Annotated in this window: 14 protein-coding genes and 1 pseudogene; 10 read left to right on the top strand and 5 right to left on the bottom strand. The window is 69.4% G+C overall.

The genetic code is table 11. The annotated features are described in order from the left end of the window. Positions 1 to 375: 375 nt before the first annotated feature. Positions 376 to 1218, top strand: coding sequence for an FkbM family methyltransferase (locus ACNFOC_RS11420; RefSeq protein ID WP_416958971.1), 843 nt, complete (start codon positions 376 to 378; stop codon positions 1216 to 1218). 675 nt (positions 1219 to 1893) lie between these two features. Here the strand turns inward: ACNFOC_RS11420 and ACNFOC_RS11415 are convergent. Beyond that, positions 1894 to 2031, bottom strand: a complete 138-nt coding sequence (locus tag ACNFOC_RS11415; RefSeq protein ID WP_416958970.1) for a hypothetical protein — start codon at positions 2029 to 2031, stop codon at positions 1894 to 1896. Between the two features lie 137 nt (positions 2032 to 2168). On the opposite strand from ACNFOC_RS11415, the pseudogene ACNFOC_RS11410 reads away from it, so the two are divergent. Both ACNFOC_RS11410 and ACNFOC_RS11405 read left to right on the top strand, forming a co-directional pair. Continuing rightward, positions 2169 to 2421, top strand: a pseudogene (locus ACNFOC_RS11410) (transposase); the annotation flags it as partial. A 257-nt stretch (positions 2422 to 2678) separates the two neighbouring features. After that, the gene (locus ACNFOC_RS11405; RefSeq protein WP_416958969.1) at positions 2679 to 5594 is read left to right on the top strand and encodes a type 1 periplasmic-binding domain-containing protein; all 2916 of its coding nucleotides are present in this window, start codon (positions 2679 to 2681) and stop codon (positions 5592 to 5594) included. A gap of 1751 nt (positions 5595 to 7345) precedes the next feature. Here ACNFOC_RS11405 and ACNFOC_RS11400 read toward each other — a convergent pair. After that, on the bottom strand, positions 7346 to 8581 hold the full coding sequence (locus ACNFOC_RS11400; protein ID WP_416958968.1) for an ROK family transcriptional regulator: 1236 nt from the start codon (positions 8579 to 8581) through the stop codon (positions 7346 to 7348). A 786-nt stretch (positions 8582 to 9367) separates the two neighbouring features. Between ACNFOC_RS11400 and ACNFOC_RS11395 the strand changes: the two genes are divergently transcribed. The 7 genes from ACNFOC_RS11395 to ACNFOC_RS11365 all read left to right on the top strand — a co-directional run bounded on the left by ACNFOC_RS11395 (position 9368) and on the right by ACNFOC_RS11365 (position 17887). After that, on the top strand, positions 9368 to 10471 hold the full coding sequence (locus tag ACNFOC_RS11395) for a Gfo/Idh/MocA family protein (RefSeq protein WP_416958967.1): 1104 nt from the start codon (positions 9368 to 9370) through the stop codon (positions 10469 to 10471). Positions 10472 to 10509: 38 nt separating this feature from the next. Continuing rightward, the gene (locus tag ACNFOC_RS11390) at positions 10510 to 11397 is read left to right on the top strand and encodes a sugar phosphate isomerase/epimerase family protein (protein ID WP_416958966.1); all 888 of its coding nucleotides are present in this window, start codon (positions 10510 to 10512) and stop codon (positions 11395 to 11397) included. Positions 11398 to 11428: 31 nt separating this feature from the next. Continuing rightward, on the top strand, positions 11429 to 12361 hold the full coding sequence (locus ACNFOC_RS11385) for an NADP-dependent oxidoreductase (protein ID WP_416958965.1): 933 nt from the start codon (positions 11429 to 11431) through the stop codon (positions 12359 to 12361). 63 nt (positions 12362 to 12424) lie between these two features. Beyond that, positions 12425 to 13990, top strand: coding sequence for an ABC transporter substrate-binding protein (locus ACNFOC_RS11380; protein ID WP_416958964.1), 1566 nt, complete (start codon positions 12425 to 12427; stop codon positions 13988 to 13990). Beyond that, positions 13987 to 14937 carry an ABC transporter permease gene (locus tag ACNFOC_RS11375; protein ID WP_416958963.1) on the top strand — a complete coding sequence of 317 codons (951 nt, stop codon included), beginning with the start codon at positions 13987 to 13989 and terminating at the stop codon, positions 14935 to 14937. Before ACNFOC_RS11380 ends, ACNFOC_RS11375 begins: the two co-directional genes overlap by 4 nt. Further along, positions 14937 to 15806, top strand: a complete 870-nt coding sequence (locus tag ACNFOC_RS11370; RefSeq protein WP_416958962.1) for an ABC transporter permease — start codon at positions 14937 to 14939, stop codon at positions 15804 to 15806. Before ACNFOC_RS11375 ends, ACNFOC_RS11370 begins: the two co-directional genes overlap by 1 nt. Then, positions 15803 to 17887 carry an ABC transporter ATP-binding protein gene (locus tag ACNFOC_RS11365; RefSeq protein ID WP_416958961.1) on the top strand — a complete coding sequence of 695 codons (2085 nt, stop codon included), beginning with the start codon at positions 15803 to 15805 and terminating at the stop codon, positions 17885 to 17887. The genes ACNFOC_RS11370 and ACNFOC_RS11365 overlap by 4 nt, the downstream gene beginning before the upstream one ends. A gap of 76 nt (positions 17888 to 17963) precedes the next feature. On the opposite strand, the gene ACNFOC_RS11360 is transcribed toward ACNFOC_RS11365, so the two are convergent. From ACNFOC_RS11360 to ACNFOC_RS11350, 3 genes are all read right to left on the bottom strand, one after another. Then, positions 17964 to 18884 carry a sugar phosphate isomerase/epimerase family protein gene (locus tag ACNFOC_RS11360; RefSeq protein ID WP_416958960.1) on the bottom strand — a complete coding sequence of 307 codons (921 nt, stop codon included), beginning with the start codon at positions 18882 to 18884 and terminating at the stop codon, positions 17964 to 17966. Then, positions 18881 to 20035, bottom strand: coding sequence for a Gfo/Idh/MocA family protein (locus tag ACNFOC_RS11355; RefSeq protein WP_416958959.1), 1155 nt, complete (start codon positions 20033 to 20035; stop codon positions 18881 to 18883). The genes ACNFOC_RS11360 and ACNFOC_RS11355 overlap by 4 nt, the downstream gene beginning before the upstream one ends. A 691-nt stretch (positions 20036 to 20726) precedes the next feature. Beyond that, positions 20727 to 22055, bottom strand: coding sequence for a class I SAM-dependent RNA methyltransferase (locus ACNFOC_RS11350; RefSeq protein WP_416958958.1), 1329 nt, complete (start codon positions 22053 to 22055; stop codon positions 20727 to 20729). Between the last annotated feature and the right edge of the window lie 16 nt (positions 22056 to 22071).

Here is a 22071-nt window from a genome sequence, read left to right as displayed (position 1 = left end):
CGACCAGCCGGAGGCGAGACACCACCTCCGGTTACGCGCTTTAATAACGCGCGTTACTTCCTTGTGGCAGGGAAGTTACGTCCGTCTTGAGCGGCATGTCAATACCTGCGCAAGGGCTGCATCAGGCCACCGTTCCGGTGCCCTTCGCGACCCGCGTTCTTCCTGGGAGAGGCAGACAGTCACACTGGCCCGACCTCACACTCTCCCGAACGGCCGAATCGTCACATCGGTCACGTTCAGCCAGGACACCTCAACAAGATCGCGTTACGAACCCTTACGGGAATGGGCCCATGTCACACCCTGTGGACTGGGACGCGGCCGAAGCGAAGAGTACGGGCTGGATTGTTGGCTCCGACCCTGATAAATCACCTTGTCATGGCCATGATTGCGATGGAACTGCACACCATAAATCGTTGGGAGGCGTCCTTCCTCCGCAAAGAGGTGGACGGCTACTTCACCCACGGCATCGAGTGCACGCCAGGGGCGGTGGTACTCGACGTGGGCGCCAACATCGGTGTTTTCTCAGCCGCCGTCTATGAACGGCTGGACGGAGACGTACGGATCTACGCCTTCGAGCCACTGCCGCCACTCCACGCGACACTCGAACGCAATGCTCGCGAGTTCTTCAACGGACGTCTGACCGCGCTCCCCTACGGCCTGGCGTCCCATGAGGCTGAGCTCGACTTCAGCTACATTCCGGCCGCCACGATCTTCTCGTCCTCCTCGCGGGATCAGGGGAACATCGAGGCTGAGCGGCGCCGGGTCACCGCCAGCGTTGTCGAAATGATCCGCCAGGGCGGCCTGGGACCGGTCCTGCGCCGCGTACCCGCCCCCATCCTCACTCTTCTCATCAGCCGCAAGCTGCGGGTACTGCGGCGGCTTGAGACGCACAGGGTGAAGGTCAAGCCCCTGTCATCGGTGCTCGACGAGCACGGTATCGACCACATCGACCTGCTCAAGGTCGATGTGGAAGGCGCCGAACTTGAGGTACTCAGAGGCATCAAGGAACGGCATTGGCCGCTGGTCCGCCAGGCAGTCGTCGAGGTGGAGCGCTGGCGGCACAACCGCGACACGGTCTGCGAGGTCCTCCTCACACACGGCTTCACAGTCAGCACCGAGCAGGACTCGGTGCAGCAGGCCGGCGACATCGGCATGGTGTTCGCGGTCAGGACCTCACCACGCGCAGCACCCGGCACTCAAGGCGGCATCAACGGCTGACACAAAGAGGTGGATCCGGTCCTGATGGCCGGGTCCGGGGCGGGAGTCGGGCGTTCGGTCCGGTGTGGGTCAGTCGCCGTGAATCGTGTCGGATGAGCTGTGGCACCGTCTGGAGCCGTTGCCGCCCAACCACGATCGGGATGTCCAAACCGGATCAGCCTCCCCTTCAGCAGGGCGCGTGCGCCGTGGCGGTCGCAGGAGGCCGGCGAAGACCGCCGACACGAAGAAGAACAGACTCATGAAAACGCCCCGCCGACCGCGTGCAGCGCGGCCAGGGCGCCGGTACGCGGCTGACCTTCGACTTACCACCAGTCGGAGGGACCGTACGGAGGACGATTCCCGGCGTCCCTGAAGGTGTGGTGCACGACTGAGGTTGGGACGTACCGACACCACGACTACTCGTTGGTGATCACTTGCCTACCGTGCGGGTAGTCCGGCTGGGCTGCGAACAGTTCCAGGTGTGAGCAGGTGGGGCAACGGAAGGCATCGATCTGCCAGTGCGGCCTGCCCATCCTCTTGGCATTGCCGAGGGGGCCTCTCTGAAGGGGGCCTGCGATCCACCGTGCGAACCCGCACCGGCCAGTGCCACACCTCGTCGAGCAGGGACACCTCGGGTTCTGCCGCCGGGTCCACAGGGCCTGTCCAGTTGCGCTCCCCGAACGGCTCCTGCGGATTTCAGTCCTTGGTGAACTGGCGCACCTGGATGGCCCGGATCCCGTCGGCCCGAGAGGCTCTGAGATCGGACTCGATGACGAAGTGTGACGCCCAGTCATAGTCCTCCACCCTGAGCGCCTGCACAGAGTTCAGGTTCACGAAGCGCTGACCACCGTCGGTGGTGAACCCGGCGACTTCGGTGGCGCCCGCCGATCCGCAGTCCGTCTCCGCCTCGGCAAAGGACCGTGTCCTACGTGGTGAGGCGGACGTACATGGGGCGGGGTGCGTGGAGTTGAATTGTCGTGGACGGGCTGCGGGAGATCACGAAGCCGTTGATCCCGCCGTCGAGAGTACGGCCGCAGGGCAGCGGCACGCCGGACACGTCTGACGAGAAGCTGTTCGCGGCCAGCATCTACGTCCTGGTCAGCGGCTGCGCCTGGCGCCAACTGCCGCCGTGTTTCGGTATATCGAAGTAGACCGCCCACCGCCGGTTCCTGACTTGGCCCCGGGCCGGTGTCTGGGGCCGCCTGCACGAAGCGGCCCTCACCACATAGGACACGGTCCAAGAGGTCGAAGGCTGCCGCTTCATGTTCCGAGCTCAGCGGTCAGCTCTCCGCGTACGGCTGAATCGCTCCGGCCGAGTCAGCAAGTGCGCTCCACACAACGTCGGCGGCGTAGGTCACCCGGCACACCTCCCGGATCGGTCAACCGAAAGTCCACAGGTCGCCGGATCGCCGATTCACCCACCCGGCCCCACCCGCAGCCGCTAACCTCTCCAGTCACTTGAAGTGAACGGGGGATTACCCATGGTGAATTTTGGCCGTGTGCCGGACTGCTCTGGGGGCCATCGCGGCCTGCCGGTGACCGACGCCGGGGTCCACCTTCAGGATCGGCTCGAGATCCTCATCGAGGATTTCCGCACGAGCGCCGATCCGCCGATGCCGGCATTCGTCCTGCACGCGCAGGACAGCGCTGACGACGGCGCGGTGGCGGAGCTGGTCCAGCAGCTGTACGAGGGTCAGGAAGCGCACAGCACGCGATGCGCGGTGGCGCAGAACGTCTACGACGGCGGCACGGAGGTCCGCCGGGCCGCGGCCATGGTGCGCGCGCTGAGCGACCCGAAGAAATGGGGTGACCCCAAAGCGGCCTACCGGCGGTACACGTTCCCGCGGCTGCGGCTGGTGCACGCCATCGACGACGCGGTCGCGGAACTCGGCGACATCTGGCCCGCAACTGCCCCCGGCAGCCCCGACGGCGGGCAGGACCAGCGGCAGCGGCTGCTCGACCAGCTGGCCCGGCAGCGCTGGCGGCCGAAGGGCCGCGGGCGCTGGAGCCCGGGCCTGCAGTTGTCCGACATGGCGCACATCCTGCCGGCGAGCATCGTGGCCGGGCTCGCCGCGCTCCTCGCCCGCACCGACTGGTACATGGCGGTGGGTGCGGGCCTCGCCCTACTCGTCCTGCTGACGGTCTTCAGCTCCGTCCTGCCGGGGCGGGCACCGATCTTCCTGTGGCTGCGCCGGGAAAGCCGCTGGTTCCTGACCACGACCTTCCTCCGTGCGGCGGACCAGGAGGACCCGACCGAGGTTTCGCTGCTGCGCCCAGTGCGGTCCTGGCGGGCGATCGCGGCCCGGGCGTACGACGTGGCCGAGGCGCTCAAGGCGGGCGGCGACTTCCATCTCCAGCTGTGCGTACTGGCCCTGCGGGAAGACCTGCGCGACAACCACCGCCGCTGGAGTTGGGACCTGCGTGGCTTCAAAAGGCCCCGCCCGCCCATGCTCTTCCTGCCGCACGCAGACGAGCACAACGGCGGCATCGAGCTGATCCGGGCGGTCAACGACGTACGCAGCAGGCGCAGCGAACTCGACCCCCTGGTCGTCGTCGCCGCGGTACACGCTCAGGACGTGCCGCGCATCGAGCGCGGCGCAGTCCGTACGACACCCGCCCACGCGCCCTCACCGCACAGGTTCAGCGACCAGCTGCGCACCTTGTACCGGGAGTGGGCTCGCAACCTGCGCGCCCGGCAGTCTCCCAGCGGCGAACGGGCCGTGCTGCCCTGGGTCATGAAGGTCCCGCTGCCGCACGACCAGCTCGGACCCGTCGAGGACCGGCACCGGCACCTCCGGGCGTCCCACCGGCCACCCATCGCCCGTCTGGTGTGGTCCCTGCACACACTGGTCCTGGTTCTCGCCGTCGTGACCGCCGGCACCGCCATGCGGGCCCACACGCTGCACAAGCAGTACTGCTCGGCGGCGGTACTGACCGCGAACCGGGACACCCGGCGCCATGCGGCGTCGGACGGCAGCACAGAGTGCATCGGCGTCGCGACGGGCGACGTCCGCTTCGCCGACTGGCTGCCCAAGGCCGACCGGGGCGACGATCCCAAGCCGCTCGTCGGCCGGAGCGAGACGCCATGGACCGTACGGCAGTTGGAAGACCTCATCGCTCAGCAGAACGCGGACGTCCTCGTCAACCACGCCGACAACCACGTCACTGTGGTCTACGCCGGACCGCTCAGCCACGACCCCGACGGCTCCTCCCTCGTGAAGGGCGCCCAGGAACTCGCGGGCGTGTACCTGGCGCAGGCCGTCATCAACAAGGGCTCCAGCGTCAGGCTCCGCGTACTGGTCGCCAACGCCGGCCTCGACCTGGGCCGACAGGTCGACATGGCGAAGGCCATCGCCACGTACGCCGCGCACGACCCGACCGTTGTGGGGGTCGTAGGCGCCGGCCGTGACCTGAAGTCGAGTCGGGAGACCACCCGCATCCTCATGGAGGCCGGTCTGCCGATCGTCTCCGGCACCAACTCCGCCACCTATCTGCCCCACGAGTACGCCAACTGGTTCAGCCTGGCCGCCCCGGACCAGTGGCAGGTACAGCAACTCGGCCTGATCGCAGCTCAGTTGCGCACGCAGGGCAAACAGCAGCACGCACTGGTGCTGGCACGGGACACGACGGAGTCCCCGGACATGTACACCCAGGAGCAGGCACGCTACGGCCAGGACATGCTCAAGGCCCACGGCTTCACCGTGCCGCCGAAGCCACGCCTCTACAAACGCGACGGCGGCAGGCCCGAACTCCGCCGACACGCTCGTCAGATCTGCCAGAACGGCACCGTCCCGTCCGTGATCTACTTCGCCGGCCGGGTCGAGGACCTCGATCCCCTCATGAACCAACTGAGCCGCGAACCCGGCTGCTCCGGAAAGCCCATCGCCATCCTCACCGGCGACGATCTCTCCAAGGCCGACTTCCTCCACGGCCGGAACAGGGTCGCGCCCGAGGTCACCCTGTACCACGCGGCTCTGGCGGAACTGGACAAGGCGTCCGTCCAAACGGACTTCTACGCGGACGCCGCCCGGCACCTGCCGGGCGTCACGGGACAGCACCTGGCCCCCGGCAACCCCGCCCTGGCCAGCGGCCAGACCGCGCTGGCGCACGACGCGACACAGGCTCTCTACGATGCGGCCAGCCGGGACGACAAGCCCCAGAGTCGCGCCCTGACCTGGGTGAACCTGCGCACCGTCCGGATCCCGGACATGGCCACCGGCACGATCGACTTCACCACTGCCCCGCCGTACAGCGACCGCACGGGCCACAGCATCGTCCTCAAGAAGGTCCGCCGCAACGGCGACGGCATCGCCGAGCCCGACGTGCTGTGCAGCCGCGTCGCGGGTGACACGACCGCCCTCACGGAGACGGAGTGCGACATCAAGGATCCCAAGTGAGGCACGAGGGGACTGCCGGGCAGCGCCGTCGGCTTGCTCCCTCTGACGCTCCTGGTCAACAGCCTCCACCGGCGGCCTTGCCGTGGTTGTTCCAGTGTGGGACCCGGACCGGTCTCGGCAGATGATCTCCCCACTCGAGTGTGCTGGCAGCCGACGGGCCAACGGTCCGGCTTCGCGGCCTTGGAGCATGTCGATCGGTGCGTGCGTCTCCGCGTCGACGAGCAGTGTTCCGTAGACGTCCCTTCCGGGTCGCGAAGTCGTCGACCCCCAGAACCACGGAATGGCCGCGAGCGTGTCGGGCAGCGCCATCACCGCAGCATCACCGACCGGTCGACCGGAACCGACAACACGACGGAGAGAACGGCGCCCGCCCATCCAGCGAGCGCCACCCCGGCCCACCTCCAAGTCCGGCACCCTGGCCAGGTACACGTCCGCTCGTCCCGCGTACGCGGGACGAGCCACAACACACCTTCTTCCAGCACCAGTTGCTCCATCAGCACCCCTTCCAGACACAGAAACAGCCTCCCGATCGAGTCGTCACACGTCAGCCAGGACCTCAGCCAGGACCTCGACAACGCGTCTCCGCGTCACCGGCGCACGGGAGCACCATGCTGAAGCTGCGCGGCGCGAGCCGCGAGGAGCGCCTCCAAACTGGCGTACAGCCGTGGCCAGTTGGCGCGCGGCGTACGGCCTCACCCGGCAGTGCCTCGAACGCGCTGGCCAGGCGGACGGCCAGGTGATGTTCACCCACCGTGGCAAGCCGGCCCGCACACCAGCGGAACGGATGGTCGGAGAACGCGGTCAGATCAGCATCCGTACGCCACGGGCAGCGGGGACAGGGCCGCTCACGGTACTCACGCGGGACGCCGGGCTGAAGGCGGTACACCGCGGCGACACCGTCTTCCGTGCCGGTGTCTCCTTGTCTGGCCCCTGCACGGGCTTTCCCTCCATGACCTGCTCGCCTTGATCTCTGAGTATCCCGGGGCGGCGCCGCTCGTCGTACGGAGATCGCAGGTGATCACCGTTCACGGAATTCGCGCCAGGACCCACATGGCATCGCCCTAGCCACTCACCGGGCACTCCGGGCCGAGCACGGAGCCGAGCAACCCCGAGGTCCTAACCGGGTTGCCCTGGACGTCATCCGCTTTCCGAACGCGATGGGCCGGTTCGGAGCGGGTGGGCATGAACTCGGGTCGGTGGCAGGAAAGACGGGCGAGACTTATCCACTCGTCTACCTCGTGGGGACCCTGGACCATCGGGGAGCACCTGACCGTCATGGGCGTGCTTGGGACGGTCGTGGGACCTCTCCGCACCGACAGAGATCGTCCCGATGCCGGCGGCTTCCGACGCGCTGAAGCGCAGGGCGTCTGTCTGTGAAAGAAGGCCCCCACCCTCCAAGATCCGGACCAGGAGCGGACCAACTCCACCTCCCGTCAGGAGATTTCGCGCATATAGCCTCCTCGTGCCCTGCTCGCCGAAAGAGCCGGGCTCCCTACCAGCTCCCGGACAAGCCGGCCCCGGAGTCGTCGAGCACAGCGAGCTCGGCGAGCGACTGGACAGCTCTCCGTACGTCGCCCGGTCAGGCCGCCGACGAGGCCCGGCCGCGGCCCGTGCTGCCGTGTCGACCCGCTGGTCACTCGGCAGCACGGGCCGCCTCCCGCACCACCTCAGGCCCGATGAGCCACCGCCCACCGCCCACCGGCCTACGGGTTCGCCTGCCCGCTCCTGCCGGACCCGGCTCGGTTCCGGCGTCAGTCCTCCCGGTCGTCCACCAGCAACCGGGCGATCCCCTGCTCGCTGAAGACGCCTCGCAGGGCGAGGGCTATGCCCCCGTGGATCGAGGAGGTGCCGTCGGGCCGGGTGGTCGTGATGGTCAGTTTGCGCGTGGTCAGGGGCAGGGCGCGCTGGTACACCACGGCACGCACCCCGGACAGGAGGTCGTCACGCAGGTCGCTCAGCGGACCGCCGAGAACCAGCGTGCGGGGGTTGTACATGACGACGAGCATGGCCGCGAGTTCACCGATCGCGGTGGCGGCCTGGCGCAGCGCGTGCACGGCCGAGGGGTCGTTGTCGGTGATGCGTTCGGCCAGCTCGCGTTCGCCGTGCCGTGGATCGTCGTCCGTCGTCTCGGGGATGCCCAGCGTGCGCAGGACGGCCCGGTGCGAGGCGATGCCTCTGACACAGCCGACGTTGCCGCAGGTGCACAGGGCATCGCCGCCGTCGACGGCCCGTATGTGGCCCACGTCGCCTTCGGCTCCGTCGGCCCCGCGGTAGATGTCGCCGGAAGCGGTGACGAGTCCGGCCCCGATCCCGGCCGCGATCTTGAGGCAGAGGAGCGGGGTGTCGACCTCGTCCTGGACCGCTTCGCCGAGCGCCATGAGGTTGGCGTCGTTGTCCACCAGGACAGGGGCGCGAAAGCGTGCGCCGAGGGCCTCGGCGGCCGGGTAGCCGTCCCAGCCCGGCATGCCCGTCGGGCGCACGGCGCAGCCGCGCTGGAAGTCGACGGGCCCGGGCAGACCCATCACCACCTGACGGACCCGGCGTGGGTCACGCCCGGCCTTCTCCAGCAGGCCCAGCAGGCGCTCGGACACCCGCTCCAGCACCGTTTCCGGACCGCTGTCCAGGCGCACATGCACGGTGTCCTCGGCGAGCACGCGGCCCGTGAGGTCGGCGATCGCGACGCGCGAGGCCAGGGTGTCGACGTCGGCCACGGCGATGGTGCCCGCGCGCGGGGAGAGCGTCAGTACACGCGGTGGTCGGCCGCGCACCGACTCGCCCGACTCGATCTCCTCCAGGATGCCGTGTCCGACGAGATGGGCGACCTGCTGGCCGACCGTCGAGCGGGCGAGTCCGCTGCGCCGCGCTATCTCGGCACGGCTGGTCGCCTCGCCCGAGACGACCAGGTCCAGGACCCGGTGCAGCCCCACGGGAACCGCGGGCAGCAGCACGGGAGCGGCCGGCTGGTACCCGCCTTTATGAAACGTCACGGTCTTAATTCCGCCTCCTTGAGCCCCCTCACCATCCGACCTGTGGAGCGCGTCCGTCAACCACGACATTCGGACCACGACGGCAAGGGCATTCCGCCATCTTTAGTCCGCTGGAAAAACTAAAAGCGGCATCTTGTCCCCCGTATGTGAACCAAACGATGGTGATGGGCAACCCGGCGTTCACGCCGTGGCCGATTGGACGACAGCGGCACCAAGAACCCCGGACGGCTCGAAAAATTCCGGGAGGATAGCCAGAAGAGGCATCCGAAGCAATGAAATCGGATCACTCGACGGACCAGGCACGGGCGATCAAGGTCCCGTCCGGGCACGGAATCGCCGCCTCCGGGCGGCACTCCGGCACGTCGTCCGCCTGCTCCCGCCGACCGTCCGCCGACCCGTGCGACGGTCTGGACGTCACCCTCGCGCACGGCCGTGAGCTGCGCACTCCCTCATCTCCGCGCTTCGGCGGGCCGCGTCGCGCCGATCACCCGCGCGACCGATTCCCGCAGCCGAACACGAGCCGCCTGACACCTCGTCAGTTTCACTTGTCACGATTCGATAACCCAGGTCCCGATGTTCTGCTCACCGGACCGCAGCTCTCGTGCCACTCGGCGGCACAGCCTTTAAATGCCGAACAACCCAGCCGGAACCGGCCACTCGTTTCGGTCTGAGCGACCCCTCGCGCTCCCGACCACCGGTCCGCTCTCTCCGCCGAATTCCACGCAGCGCCCTCGCGCCTTCCACGCATCACCCCTACGCCCGTCACTCTCCGGAGGAACTCACGGCATGGTCAAGCACACGCATCGCATCGGCATCCTGGGCAGCGGCAACATCTTCGGCCGGTATGTGACCGGCCTGGCCCGCTATCCGGAACTGCGGATCGTCCGCGTCGGCGACATCGACGTGGCCCGCGCGAAACAGGCCGCCGTCGAGCACGGCATCCCGGCCTGGGGCGACGCCGCGGAACTGTACGCCGACGTCAGCGTGGACATCCTCGTCAACCTCACCCCGCCCGTGCACCACGCACGCACGGTCGTCACCGCTCTGGAAGCCGGCAAGCACGTCTACGTCGAGAAGCCCCTCGCGACCACCGTCGAGGAGGGCCGGACCGTTCTGGAGGCCGCCGCCCGCAGCGGGCGTGTCCTCGGCTCGGCGCCGGACACCTTCCTGGGAAGCGCGAGCCAGACGCTGCGCAAGGCGATCGACTCGGGCGCGATCGGCACCCCGATCGGTGCCTCCGCCTTCATCAGCCACAGCAAGGCCGAGACCTGGCACCCGAACCCGGCCTTCCTGTTCCAGGAGGGCGGCGGCCCGGTGATGGACATGGGCCCGTACTACTTCACGATCCTCGTGAACGCCCTGGGCCCGGTGCGGTCGGTCGGCGCGAGCAGCCGCATCGGCGCACCGCGACGGACCGTCACCTCCCCCGGCCGGACCGTCGACTCCGTCGACGTCACCGTCCCCACCCATGCCGCCGCCGTCCTCACCTTCGCGTCCGGTGTCATCGCCACCACCCAGATGAGCTTCGACGTCTGGGACACCGACCTGCCCGCCATGGAGATCTACGGCACCGAGGGCACCCTCTCGCTGCCGAACCCGAACCACTTCGACGGCGACGTACGCCTTCGGCGTCACGGTGAAGGCGACTGGACGGTGCTGGAGCCGGCCGTCGAGCTCTTCGGCGCCGTCGGCACCCGCGAACAGGCCCGACGCGGCCTCGGCGTACGCGACCTGGCGACGGCCGTCGAGGGCGGTCCGCACCGCGCCAATGCCTCCTTCGCCTTCCACGTCCTCGAAGCCCTGTGCGCGGTGGAGGACTCCTCCCGGTCGGGCCGGACGGTGCGGCTGGAGAGCACCTGCGAACGCCCCGAACCCCGTTGGTCCGCCTGACAGTTCAGCCCCCGATCACTTTCGACGAAAGGCATCCCGTGACCATCAGCCCCGAGAAGATCGCGATCAACCCGCTTCAGTGGATCGCCACCGACGACGGCTGGATCGACCCCACCCTCGCCCCGCCGCTCCCCGAACGCCTCAAGGTCATCAAGGAGTCGGGCATCGACTCCGTCCACGCGGAGGTCCCGGCGGACCTCACCACGGCCGAGTACGGCCAACTCCTCGCCGACCACGGCCTGTTGCCCGCCCCCGGCTACATCTCGGGCCCGCTGCCCATGGACGAGGCGAGCCTGCGGGCACACCTGGAGAAGACCGACCGGATGAGCACGCAGATGGCCGAACTCGGCCTGCCCACCGTCTTCGTGGCCACCGGCATGAACAAGCAGGCACCGCGCGTGCACCGCCCCGCGGTGGGCGCCGACGCCACTCCGGAACGCCTGGAGCGGGTCCGGGACGTGTTCGCGAGGATGGGCGAGACCACGAAGGCCAACGGCATCACGGCCGCCTTCCATCCGCACATCGGTACCTGGGCGGAGACCGAGCAGGAGACCCGCTTCATCCTCGACACCGTTCCGGCGGACGTCCTGTCCTTCGGCCCCGATATCGGCCACCTCGGCTGGGCCGGCGCCGACGTCATCGGCCTGATCCGCGAGTACGGGGAGCGGGTCGCCGCGATGCACGTCAAGGACTTCCGCGCGGATGTCGCCGAGCGCGGCATCGCCGAGGGCTGGACCTACCAGGAGACCGTCCTCGCCGGCCTGTGGGCGGAGCCCGGCCACGCCTCCGTGGACATTCCGGCCACGCTGGCCGCACTGCCCGAGAGCTTCGACGGCTGGCTCGTCATCGAGGTCGACAAGGGCGCGCAGGCGACCCCCGAGGAGAGCGTCCGGCTCTGCGGCGAGTGGGCCCGGCAGCAGCACTGACCGTTCCGGCACCCGGAGTTGGAGGCTCGACGTGCCCGCAGCGTACGGATTCACCGCATACGGCGGACCGCAGGTGCAGCGGTTCCTCGATCTGCCCAGGCCCGTGCCGGGGCCGGGCGAGCTGCTCGTCGAGGTGTGTGCCGCCGGGGTCAACCCGGTGGACTGGAAGGTGCGGGCCGGGATGCACCGCGCCTTCCTGCCCCTCGACCTGCCGGCCGTTCTCGGTCGTGAGGTCGCGGGTGTGGTCGTCCAACTCGGCCCGGACGCCGATCAGTTCGCCGTCGGCGACCCGGTGTTCGGCACCAACGACCGGGGCTGCGGCGGCTACGCGCGGTTCGCGCTCCTCACCACGAGCCGGACGGCACTCAAGCCCGCCGCGGTCTCCTGGACCGACGCGGCCGTCCTGCCGGTGGCAGCCGGCACCGCCTACGACGGGATCGGGCGGCTCGCTCCGAAAGCCGGCGAGAGTCTGCTGATCCTGGGCATCGGTGGCGGCGTCGGTGTCGCTGCGGCGCAGCTCGCGTGTGACGCCGGAGTGTCCGTCTTCGGCACCGCCACCGCTGCCAAACGGGAGTTCGTCGCATCGCTGGGCGCCACCGCGATCGCCTACGACAGCGACGACTTCGGCGAACGGCTGCGCAAAGCCTTGCCGGACGGCGCCGACGCGATCCTCGACCTCGTGGGCGGGGACGCGCTGCGGAGCGTCGCACCGGTGATCTCCATGGGCTGCCGGATCCTCACGGTCGCCGCCCCCGAGACGGCGGCCCGGTTCGGTGGCCGCCCGTTGTCGCGCGCGAGCACCACCGAAACGCTCACCGAACTGGCCCGGCGGGTGGCGGACGAACGGTTCAATCCCCGGGTCAGCGGCGCTTTCAGGTTCGAGGACGCCGGGTCCGCCCTGGCAGAGGTCGAGTCCGGCCACCCCTGGGGCAAGGTCGCGCTCGACCTGCGCGGCGATCACTGAACCGCACCGACGGGCCCCGCACTCCAAGCTCCTCCCTCAACCCTCGCAGCTCAAGGAGTACCGATGTCACTCACCCAGCCAGCCCGGTACCGCCGACTGACAGCAGGCGTCGCCGTGGGCGCGGCCCTGCTCACGTCGGCCGCGTGCAGCGCCGCCACCCAGCCCGTCGCCGGTACCTCCGCGTCCGCCGGCGCGGTGCGCGACGGAGGGACTCTCGTCGTCGCGCAGACCAGCGACGTCGACCCCGGAGGATTCCTGAAGACCTCGGTCGGCAACATCCTCTCCGAGTACCAGGTCTTCGAGACGCTGACGCTCATCGACGCCAAGACCGGCAAGCCCAACGGCGTCCTCGCCAAGTCGTGGAAACTGGCGCCCGACGCCAGAAGCATCGACATCACGCTCCGCGACGACGTCACGTTCCACAGCGGCCGCGAACTGACGGCGAACGACGTCCTGTTCACGCTGAAGAAGGTCCAGGACCCCGCGGCGGGCGCGGCCAACCAGCCGATCGCCGCCCAGATCACGTCCATGAAGGCCGAGGGCGACCACGAACTCAAGCTGACCTTCTCGAAGCCGACGCCCAACATCTTCGACCTCTTCGAGACGATGCCGATCGTCAACCCCGCGACGTACGCGGGCAACGCGGCCGGCAAGGTCGTCGACGGCACCGGCCGCTACTCCTGGACATCATGGACGCCCGGCGGGAAGGTCGTGCTCACCAAGTACGCCAAGTACCGGGACGCCAAGAACACCCATCTCGACAAGATCGAGATCAACGTCATCAACGACCCGACCGCCATCGTCTCGGCGATCCGCAGCGGTCGCGTGCAGTACGGCACCGGTATCGCCGCCCTCGACTCGCGCAGCCTGGCCGAGCAGTCGGGCTACTCCCTGGTGACCTCGGGCGGATCGGCCCTCTCGCTCGCGTTCGACGTCACGAAGGCGCCGTTCGACAACAAGACGGTCCGGCAGGCGATCCAGTACGCGATCGACCGCAACCGCATCAACCAGCAGGTCGAGGGCGGGCAGGCGGAGGCCACCGACCTGCCGTGGCGGTCCTCGACCGTCGGGTACGACGCGACGCAGGCGAAGCACTACACGTACCAGCCGGCGAAGGCCAAGAAGATGCTCGCCCAGGCGGGTGTGAAGAACGTGACGCTCAATGTCGTCACCCTGAACAGCCCCGAGTCCACCGGCATCTTCCAGATCGTCAAGAACAATCTCGCCGCTGTCGGAATCACCGCCAAGGCGGTCCCGCTCGCCCCGACGGACTACGACGAGCGGATCGCCAAGCGGGACATGGGCGCGCCCGGGGTCCTGATCATGGGCAGCAACGCCCTCTCCCCCGCGTCCCAGCTGGTCAGCCGGCCCGAGTACGTGGCGAGCGACAATCTGCTGAAGTTCCAGAGCGCGCAGTACTCCGCACTGGTCCAGAAGGTGACCGCCGCCACCTCGACCGCCGAGCAGAAGAGCGCGGTGCACGACTACAACGCGTACCTCCTCGACCAGGCCTTCACGGTCCCGCTGATCACCCGGCCGACGCTGACCGTCCGCACGCGGGCCGTGGGCGGTATCAAGTCGACCCAGGCGGGCTTCATCGACCTCGGAACGGCCTGGCTGTCGAAATGATCCGGTATCTGATGCGCAAGGTGCCGTCGGTGGTGTTCGTGCTCTTCGCCAGCTCGGTCGTCGCCTTCGCCCTGCCCCGGCTCGCCCCCGGTGACGTCGCCGTCACCCTCGCCGGTTCGGACCCGACCGCCGCCAACATCGCCGCCATCCGGAAGGAGTTGGGGCTGGACCGGTCACCTGTCGTGCAGTACTGGGACTGGATCTCGGGACTGTTCCACGGCGACCTGGGCCAGTCCTACCTCCTGCACCGCAGCGTCGCGAGCCTCATCGGCGACCGGCTGGAGAGCACCGTGGAGCTGGCTGTGTTCGCCACGCTGCTCGTCGTCGTCATCGGAACGGCGCTGGGGGTGCTCGCCGGCTCGACCAGGCGCTGGTGGGCGCGGACCGCGCTCGATCTGGGCAACAGCATCCTGGTCGCCGTACCGTCGTTCCTCATCGCGCTCGCCCTGATTCTCGTCTTCGGCGTGTACCACCGCTGGCTGCCGGTGAGCGGCGAGGTGAGCGTGGTGCACGATCCGGCGATCGGCATCCAGTACCTGGTCCTGCCCGCGGTCGCCCTCGCGCTCTCACCGGCGGGGGGTGTGGCCCGCCTGCTCCAGACGGAGATGACCCGGGTCCGCAACGAGGACTACGTCGATCTGGCCCTGGCCAAGGGGGCGTCGCCGCGGCGGATCACGCTGCGCCACGTGCTGCGCAACAGCTTCGGCAGCGCGGTCGTCGCGATCGGCCTGGAGATCGGCACCCTCCTCGCCGGTGCCGTGGTCATGGAGTCGATCTTCAACCGCAACGGCCTCGGCCAACTGGCCGTCTCCAGCGTGACATCGCGCGACTTCACCGTCCTCCAGGTGCTGATCCTCGGCGTGGTCTGCGTGGCGGTGATCTGCCAGATCGTCACCGAGCTCGTCCTGGCAGTGCTCGACCCCAAGATCAGGCTGGGAGATCAGTGATGACGGACCTACCCCTGACAGCGCCCGTGGCCACGCGCCGATCGCTCAACCCGACCCTGGCCCGTTATCTGTCGGCGTTCCGCACTCCGCGAGGCGTCATCGGCCTCACCATCCTCGTGGTCATGGTGCTCGCCGCACTGCTCGCGCCCGTCCTTTTCCCGGGCGGCTACGACCAGCAGGGAGCGACCACCTTCGCCGGCCCCTCGGCCGGGCACCTCTTCGGTACGGACGAGTTCGGCCGCGACATCTTCGTCCGCAGCGTCTACGGCCTGCGCGTCGACCTGAGCCTCATCCTCAGCGCGGTGCCGCTCAGCATGGCGATCGGCACCCTGCTCGGCCTCTCCGGCGCGATCTCCGGATGGCTCGGTGCGGGGGTGCAGCGGCTGCTGGACGTGATCATCGGCTTCCCCGGGCTGATCCTCGGGGTCTGTCTGGTGGCCGTTCTCGGAGCCGGCTGGTTCGCGCTCTTCCTCACCATTCTGATCGGCGGCCTGCCCAGCGCGGGACGCCTGGCCCGCGGGGCCTGGCTCAGCCAGCAGGACCGGGAGTACGTCCTCGCCGCCCGGGTGCTCGGTGTCTCACGCCGTCAGCTCCTCGTGCGGCACGTGCTGCCGAACGCCATGGACGCCATCGTCGTGAACGGCGCCGTCTGGATGGTCGTCGGCGTCTACATCGAGGCGGGCCTGTCCATCGTCGGCCTCGGCGTACAGCCGCCCACACCGTCGCTCGGCGTCCTGCTCAACAACGGCCTGCGGTTCGTGGTCCAGTCACCCACCTACATCATCGGCCCCGCCTCGCTGCTTCTGCTGCTCGCGGTGGGCGTCGGCCTGATGTCGGACGCACTCAACGAGGCGGTGAATCGCCGATGACCCCGACGACCAACTCACCTTTGACCGAACCGCCGGAGGCCGCCACGGACAGGGCCGTACCGTTGCTGCGTGTCGAGGGCCTGGGCACCGAGTTCAGGCTGGCGAGCGGCGGCGTCAAAGCCGTCGACGACGTCAGTTTCGACATCTACCCGGGTGACGTCCTGGGCATCGTCGGCGAGTCCGGCTCGGGCAAGTCGGTCACCGCGCGCTCGATCATGCGGATGCTGCGGCCACCGGGCCAAGTCGTCGCGGGCACCGTGCAGTTCGAGGGCGAGGACCTGCTCGCGCTCCCCGAACGCGAGATGCGGCGCCGCCGCGGCAGCAAGGTCGCGATGGTCTTCCAGGACCCGCAGGCCGCGCTCAACCCGGTCATGAAGGTCGGCGACCAGATCGTCGAGGCCATGACGGTCCACGGCGTCGACAAGAAGACGGCGCGTGCGCGAGCGGCCGAACTCCTCGACCAGGTCGGCATTCCCGACGTACCGACGAAGATCGACCAGTACCCGCACCAGTTCTCCGGCGGTATGCGCCAGCGCGTCGTCATCGCGATCGCGCTGGCCAACGACCCTGCGCTGCTCATCGCCGACGAACCGACGACCGCTCTCGACGTCACCATCCAGGCCCAGATCCTGCGCCTGCTCGCCCGGCTGCGCACCGAACTCGGCATCGCCGTCGCGATCATCACCCACGACATGGGCGTGGTCGCCGAACTCTGCACGGACGTCGTCGTGATGTACAGCGGTCGTACGGTCGAGAAGGGCACCGTCGAACAGGTCTTCAAGCACCCGCGTCACCCCTACACGGCGGCGCTGCTCGAAGCCATGCCCCGCCTCGACGACGACCTGACCGGCAGGCCGCTCCCGGCGATTCCCGGCACCCCTCCCGACCCCTCCGCCCTGCCGCCCGGCTGCGCGTTCGAGCCCCGCTGCCCGTTCGCCGAGGACGCCTGCACGCACGCACCGCCGCAGCTGCTGGAGATCGGGGAGAGCGGGCAGACCGCGGCCTGTTTCGCCGCCCAGCGCGGAGTCGAAGTCACCTCGGTACGCACGGAGTTGACGACCTCCGTCCCGCCGCGACCCGCGCCGCCCACGGACGAACCCGTACTGGAGATCCGCGACCTCAGGGTCGACGTCGGATCACGGCAGCGCGGCCTGTTCCACCGTGAACCTCCCGTGTACGCCGTCGACTCGGTGAGCCTGTCCGTGTCCGCGGGCCGCACCCTCGGGCTCGTCGGCGAGAGCGGCTGCGGCAAGTCGACGCTGTCGCGGGCCGTCGTCGGGATCAATCCGATCGCCGGCGGGACGGTCCGCGTCGACGGAGCCGATGTGAGCGCGATGCGCGAGGAGGACCTCAAACGGGTCCGGTCCTCGGTGCAGTACGTCTTCCAGGACCCCTACGCGTCCCTGAACCCCCGGCGCACGATCCGCCAGTCCCTCACCGAGGCGCTCGGCATCCGGGGCGTCGCCGGACCTGAACTCGAAGCGGAAGCACGCTCGTTGCTGGAGCAGGTGGGACTGCGCTCCGAACACCTCGACCGCTACCCGCACGCGTTCTCGGGCGGCCAGCGCCAACGCATCGGCATCGCACGGGCGTTGGCCCGCCGTCCGCGCACCCTCGTCCTCGACGAACCGGTCTCCGCACTGGACATGTCCGTCCAGGCCCAGATCATCAACCTGTTGCAGCGGCTCCAGAACGAACTCGGCCTGGGCTACCTGTTCATCGCGCACGACCTGTCGGTCGTCCGTCACCTCAGTGACACCGTCGCGGTGATGTACCTCGGCAGAATCGTCGAGTACGGCGATGTCGCCGACGTCTACGGCAACCCCCAACACCCTTACACCGCCGCACTGTTGTCGTCGTCGCCGGTGGCGAACGTCTCGGCGCCCGAGCGCGAGCGCGTCGTCCTGCGGGGCGAGTTGCCGAGCCCGGCGAACCCGCCCTCGGGCTGCCGCTTCCGCACCCGGTGCCCGATCGGCCCGTTGACACACCCGGAGCGCACGATCTGCGCGGAGAGCGACCCACAACTCACCGTCACGGCGGCGGGGCAGCGGGCCGCGTGCCACTTCGCGGGCGGCGACTGAGTACGACCGAGCACAACGACGAAGCCCCCGGCCTCGCAGCAGAGGCCGGGGGTTTCGTCGTGCTTCTCATGCTTCTTCAGGCCACGATCAGCGGCCGTAGCGTCCGGTGGGCGATCTCCAGTCCCGTCTTCACCTTGTCCTCGGTGCCGCCCCACAGCGGGTCCTCGTGTTCGACGGACAGGGTGCCGGTGAAGCCGTTCTCGTAGAGGGCGTCGACGACCGCGTTCCAGTCGACCTGGCCCCGGCCCGGCACCCGGTAGCGCCACCAGCCGGTGTCCCAGGGGTCGTCGCGCTGCACCGCCTTGCCGAAGAAGCCGTAGCGGTCGACCTTGCCGGGCAGGATCTGGAGGTCCTTGGCCTGGGCGTGGACGATGCGGTCGGCGTACGGCGCGATGGTCGTGACCGGGTCGATGCCGATCCACGTGAGGTGCGAGGGATCCCAGTTGAGGTAGAGGCCGAGGGAGAACATCCACTCCCACAGCTCGGGCGAGTAGGCGAGGTTGCCCGGGTAGCCGTCAGGGTGCCAACCCTCCATCACGCAGTTCTCGATGATGACCTTCACCCCCTTCTCACCCGCGTACTCGACGAGTTCGGGGAAGACCTTCTCGGCCTCGGCCAGGTTGTGCGCCACCGGCCTGGTCCAGTCCCGGCCCACGAACGTGCCGACGTACGAGACGTCCAGGGCCGCCGCCGTGTCCACGACCGCCTTCAGGTGGGCGTGGATCGCGGCCCGGCGCTCCGGATCGGGATGGAGGTTGTTCTCGTAGTAGGCGAGGGCGGAGATGCCGAGGCGGTGCTGCTCCAGCAGGGCTCGTGTCGCGTCGGCCGCCCGGCCGTCGAAACCGGCCACCGGGAGATGGGCCGCCTCGAAGTCCCGGCCGCCGGTGTCCGGCCAGGCGGCGACCTCCAGGGCCTCATAGCCTGCCTCCCCGGCCCAGGCGGCGATCTCCGCGAGGGACAGTCGGGGCAGACAGGCGGTGAGCATGCCAAGTTTCACGGGGTGGCCTCCTGGTCGGGCGAGGTGTCGGGTACGTCGGTCCAAGCGAGCGTGTCGGCGGAGCGCAGCACGGCCTCGACGATCCGCGCCGAACGCAGTCCGTCCGCACCCGTCGGCAGGCCGTCGGGCGCGATTCCGCTCCGTATCGTCGTGTGGGCGTCGGCGACGAACGACGTGAAGCAGTCCGCGTAGCCCTGCGCATGGCCCGCGGGCAGCCGCGACAGCCGACGCTGCTCGGCCGAACCGTGCTGAGGGTCACGCACGATCACCCGCGCCCCGTCCTGGCCGCCGAGCCATGCCGTCTCCGGCTGCTCCTGGTCGAAGACCGCGCTGGCCCGCGCACCGTCCAGCTCGAACCACAGCCGGTTCTTCCGCCCCGCCGACACCTGGGACACCGTCAACGTCCCCAGCACACCGTCGGACGTGCGCAACAGGACCGTGGCTACGTCCTCGGTCCGCACCGCGACCCGGGGGCCGTCGACGGCGGCAGAGAAACTACTGCCGGTACCGGCGGGCCGGGACCGGATCGTGGTGCCCAGACGTGCCGACACCTCGCCGAACCGGACGCCGGCCACCCACTCGACCAGATCGCACCAGTGCGAGCCGATGTCCGCGAACGCCCGTGACGGGCCGCCCTCACCCGGATCCACCCGCCACGAGGAGACGTCCTGCGACAGCATCCAGTCCTGCAGATAGCTGCCGTGGACCAACTGCCAGGCGCCGAACTCGCCGCGCAACCGACGCTCCCGGATCTCCCGCACGAGCGGGTGGTAGCGGTAGACGAAGGGCACGGCCAGGACCAGACCCGTCCGCTCGGCCAGCGCGGTCAGCCGCTCGGCGTCCGCGACCGACGTGGCCAGCGGCTTCTCGCAGACCACGTGCTTGCCCGCCCGCAACGCGGCCTCCGCCTGCGGGACATGGAGCGCGTTCGGTGTGCACACGTGCACCACCCGGACGCTGTCGTCGGCGAGCACCGCCGCGAAGTCGGGATACCGGCCGGACACCCCCCACTCCTCGGCGACCCGCGCACTGCGCCGGGGCGTCGACGCCACCATTCCGGCCAGTTCACCTCCGGCGGCGCGGATCGCCGTGGCATGTACGGCACCGATCATGCCGGTACCGACCACCACCGCACGCAGCCCGTCCCCCACCGTGCACCTCCGTCGTCGCGTCCATAACGCGAGCCTGCGCCCGACGGCCGCGGAGGCCAAGGCCGAGGTTCCGGACAACGGACCGCCGACCTGGCGCCACAGGCTGACCACCGCCACGCTGCACCACGCCGATGGCGAGGCCCGGCGCGGGGAACCGTTCGTTCGCGGGTCGAGGCGGTCCGGTAGAGGGCTTCAAGAAGATCTCGCTGTGGGCGGCGGCTCTGTTCGCTCCGACGCTAGCCGGAACGATCTGTCCCAGCCCCTGCGTCAGAAGCAGGCCGCCCATCTGTGGGTGGCCGTGCCTGAAGTGGCCGATCCTGCCTGCCCAACGGAGCGTAAACCAGGCGCACTTCATCGTCATGCAGCTCGTGCATACCCGATGCAGCACCGGCACCTGGGCTGATCACCCACCGTTCCGGCCTCGCCCAGCTCACGGCCAAGATCCGGACCGTGCACGGGCCAGAGCCCGCCATCGCTGCTTCAAAGCTCACATTCGCACTGGTCAGGACCACATGCACCGGGTACCACCAGCAGACAAAGAGCCTGGTGGCCACTCCGCACACATGACTGAGCACGACCGCTGGGCATCACGGAATCCTCAGCGGTACGCCTCAGCCGGACTGCACGTCACATCGCCTGGCCAGGGGCGCAGCGCGACTGACACCATGATGCGCACGCACAAAACCGCAGGTCAGGACAGCTTGGCGACCGGCTCCAGAATCGCGACGCACTCCACGTGATGCGTCATCGGGAACAGATCGAACGCCCGAAGCGTCCGCACCTTGTACCCCCCGTCCCGGAAATACGCCAGGTCCCGAGCCAACGCCGCCGGATCGCAAGCCACGTAGGCGATCTTCCGCGCCCCGAGGGACGACAGGTGCTCGACGGTCTTCTTGCCGGCCCCGGCCCGCGGCGGGTCGAGGACGATCAGGTCGACCTCGCTGATCCCCGTGCGCGGAAGCACGCTCTCGACCTTGCCCTGCTCGATCCGCACCCGCTCGAACCCGGCGAGATTGTGCCGCGCGTCCTCGACGGCGCGCTTGCCGGACTCGATGCCGAGGACCGCGCCCTTGTCGCCGAGGCGGTCCGCGAGCGCGCCCGCGAAGAGGCCGACGCCGCAGTACAGGTCGAGGGCCATGTCGCCCTTGCGCGGCAGCAGGCCCTGCATGACCGCCTTGACGAGGGTGTCCGCTGCCATCGGGTGGACCTGCCAGAAGCCGCCGCTGCCGACGCGGTACGTACGGCCGTCGGCCCGCTCGCGCACGAACGCGCGGCCGTGGACGCGGTGGATGCCGCCGTCGTGCTCCTCGACGCGCATGACGGAGACGGGGCGTTCCAACTCGACCAGGGGCAGGCGAGCGCCGGGGCGGGGCTCCAGGATGACCATGCGGTCCTGGGAACCCGTCGCCGAGATCGCCTCGACCGAGGCCATGCCGGACCAGTCGCGCTCCTCGATGCCCAGCTCGCTGACGCCCGGCGCCGCGATCATGCAGTGCTCGATGGGCTCGACCTCGTGCGAACGGTGCTTGCGCAGACCGGCGTTGCCGTCGACGTCCACCGCGTACTGCACGCGCGTGCGCCACCGCGGCACCTGGCCCGCCGGCAGTTTGTCACCCTCGGCCGGCATCACCGTGCCGTCCCAGCCGGCCTCCTCGGGCGTGAGCCCCGCGAGCCGCTGCAACTGCTCGGTGATGACCTCGCCCTTGAGGCGGCGCTGGGCGCCGGGCTTGGCGTGCTGCCAGTCGCAGCCGCCGCAGCGGCCGGGCCCGGCGTACGAACAGGGCGCCTCGACACGGTCCTTGGACTCGTCCAGGATCGTCACGGCATCGGCACGCAGGAACCGCGCGCCCTCCTCGCCGTCGGTGACCCGCGCGACGACACGCTCACCGGGCAGCGCGTGCCGCACGAACAGCACCTGCCCCTCGGACGTACGGGCGATGCAGTGCCCGCCATGGGCGACGGGGCCCACCTCGACCTCGTACTCCTCCCCCACCAGCGATTTCTTCGGTTCTGCCTGCATGGCGGGGTGACTCCAC

This window comes from Streptomyces colwelliae, from assembly GCF_048158785.1.
GTDB lineage: Bacteria > Actinomycetota > Actinomycetes > Streptomycetales > Streptomycetaceae > Streptomyces.
This window is presented reverse-complemented; position numbering and strand designations above follow the sequence as displayed.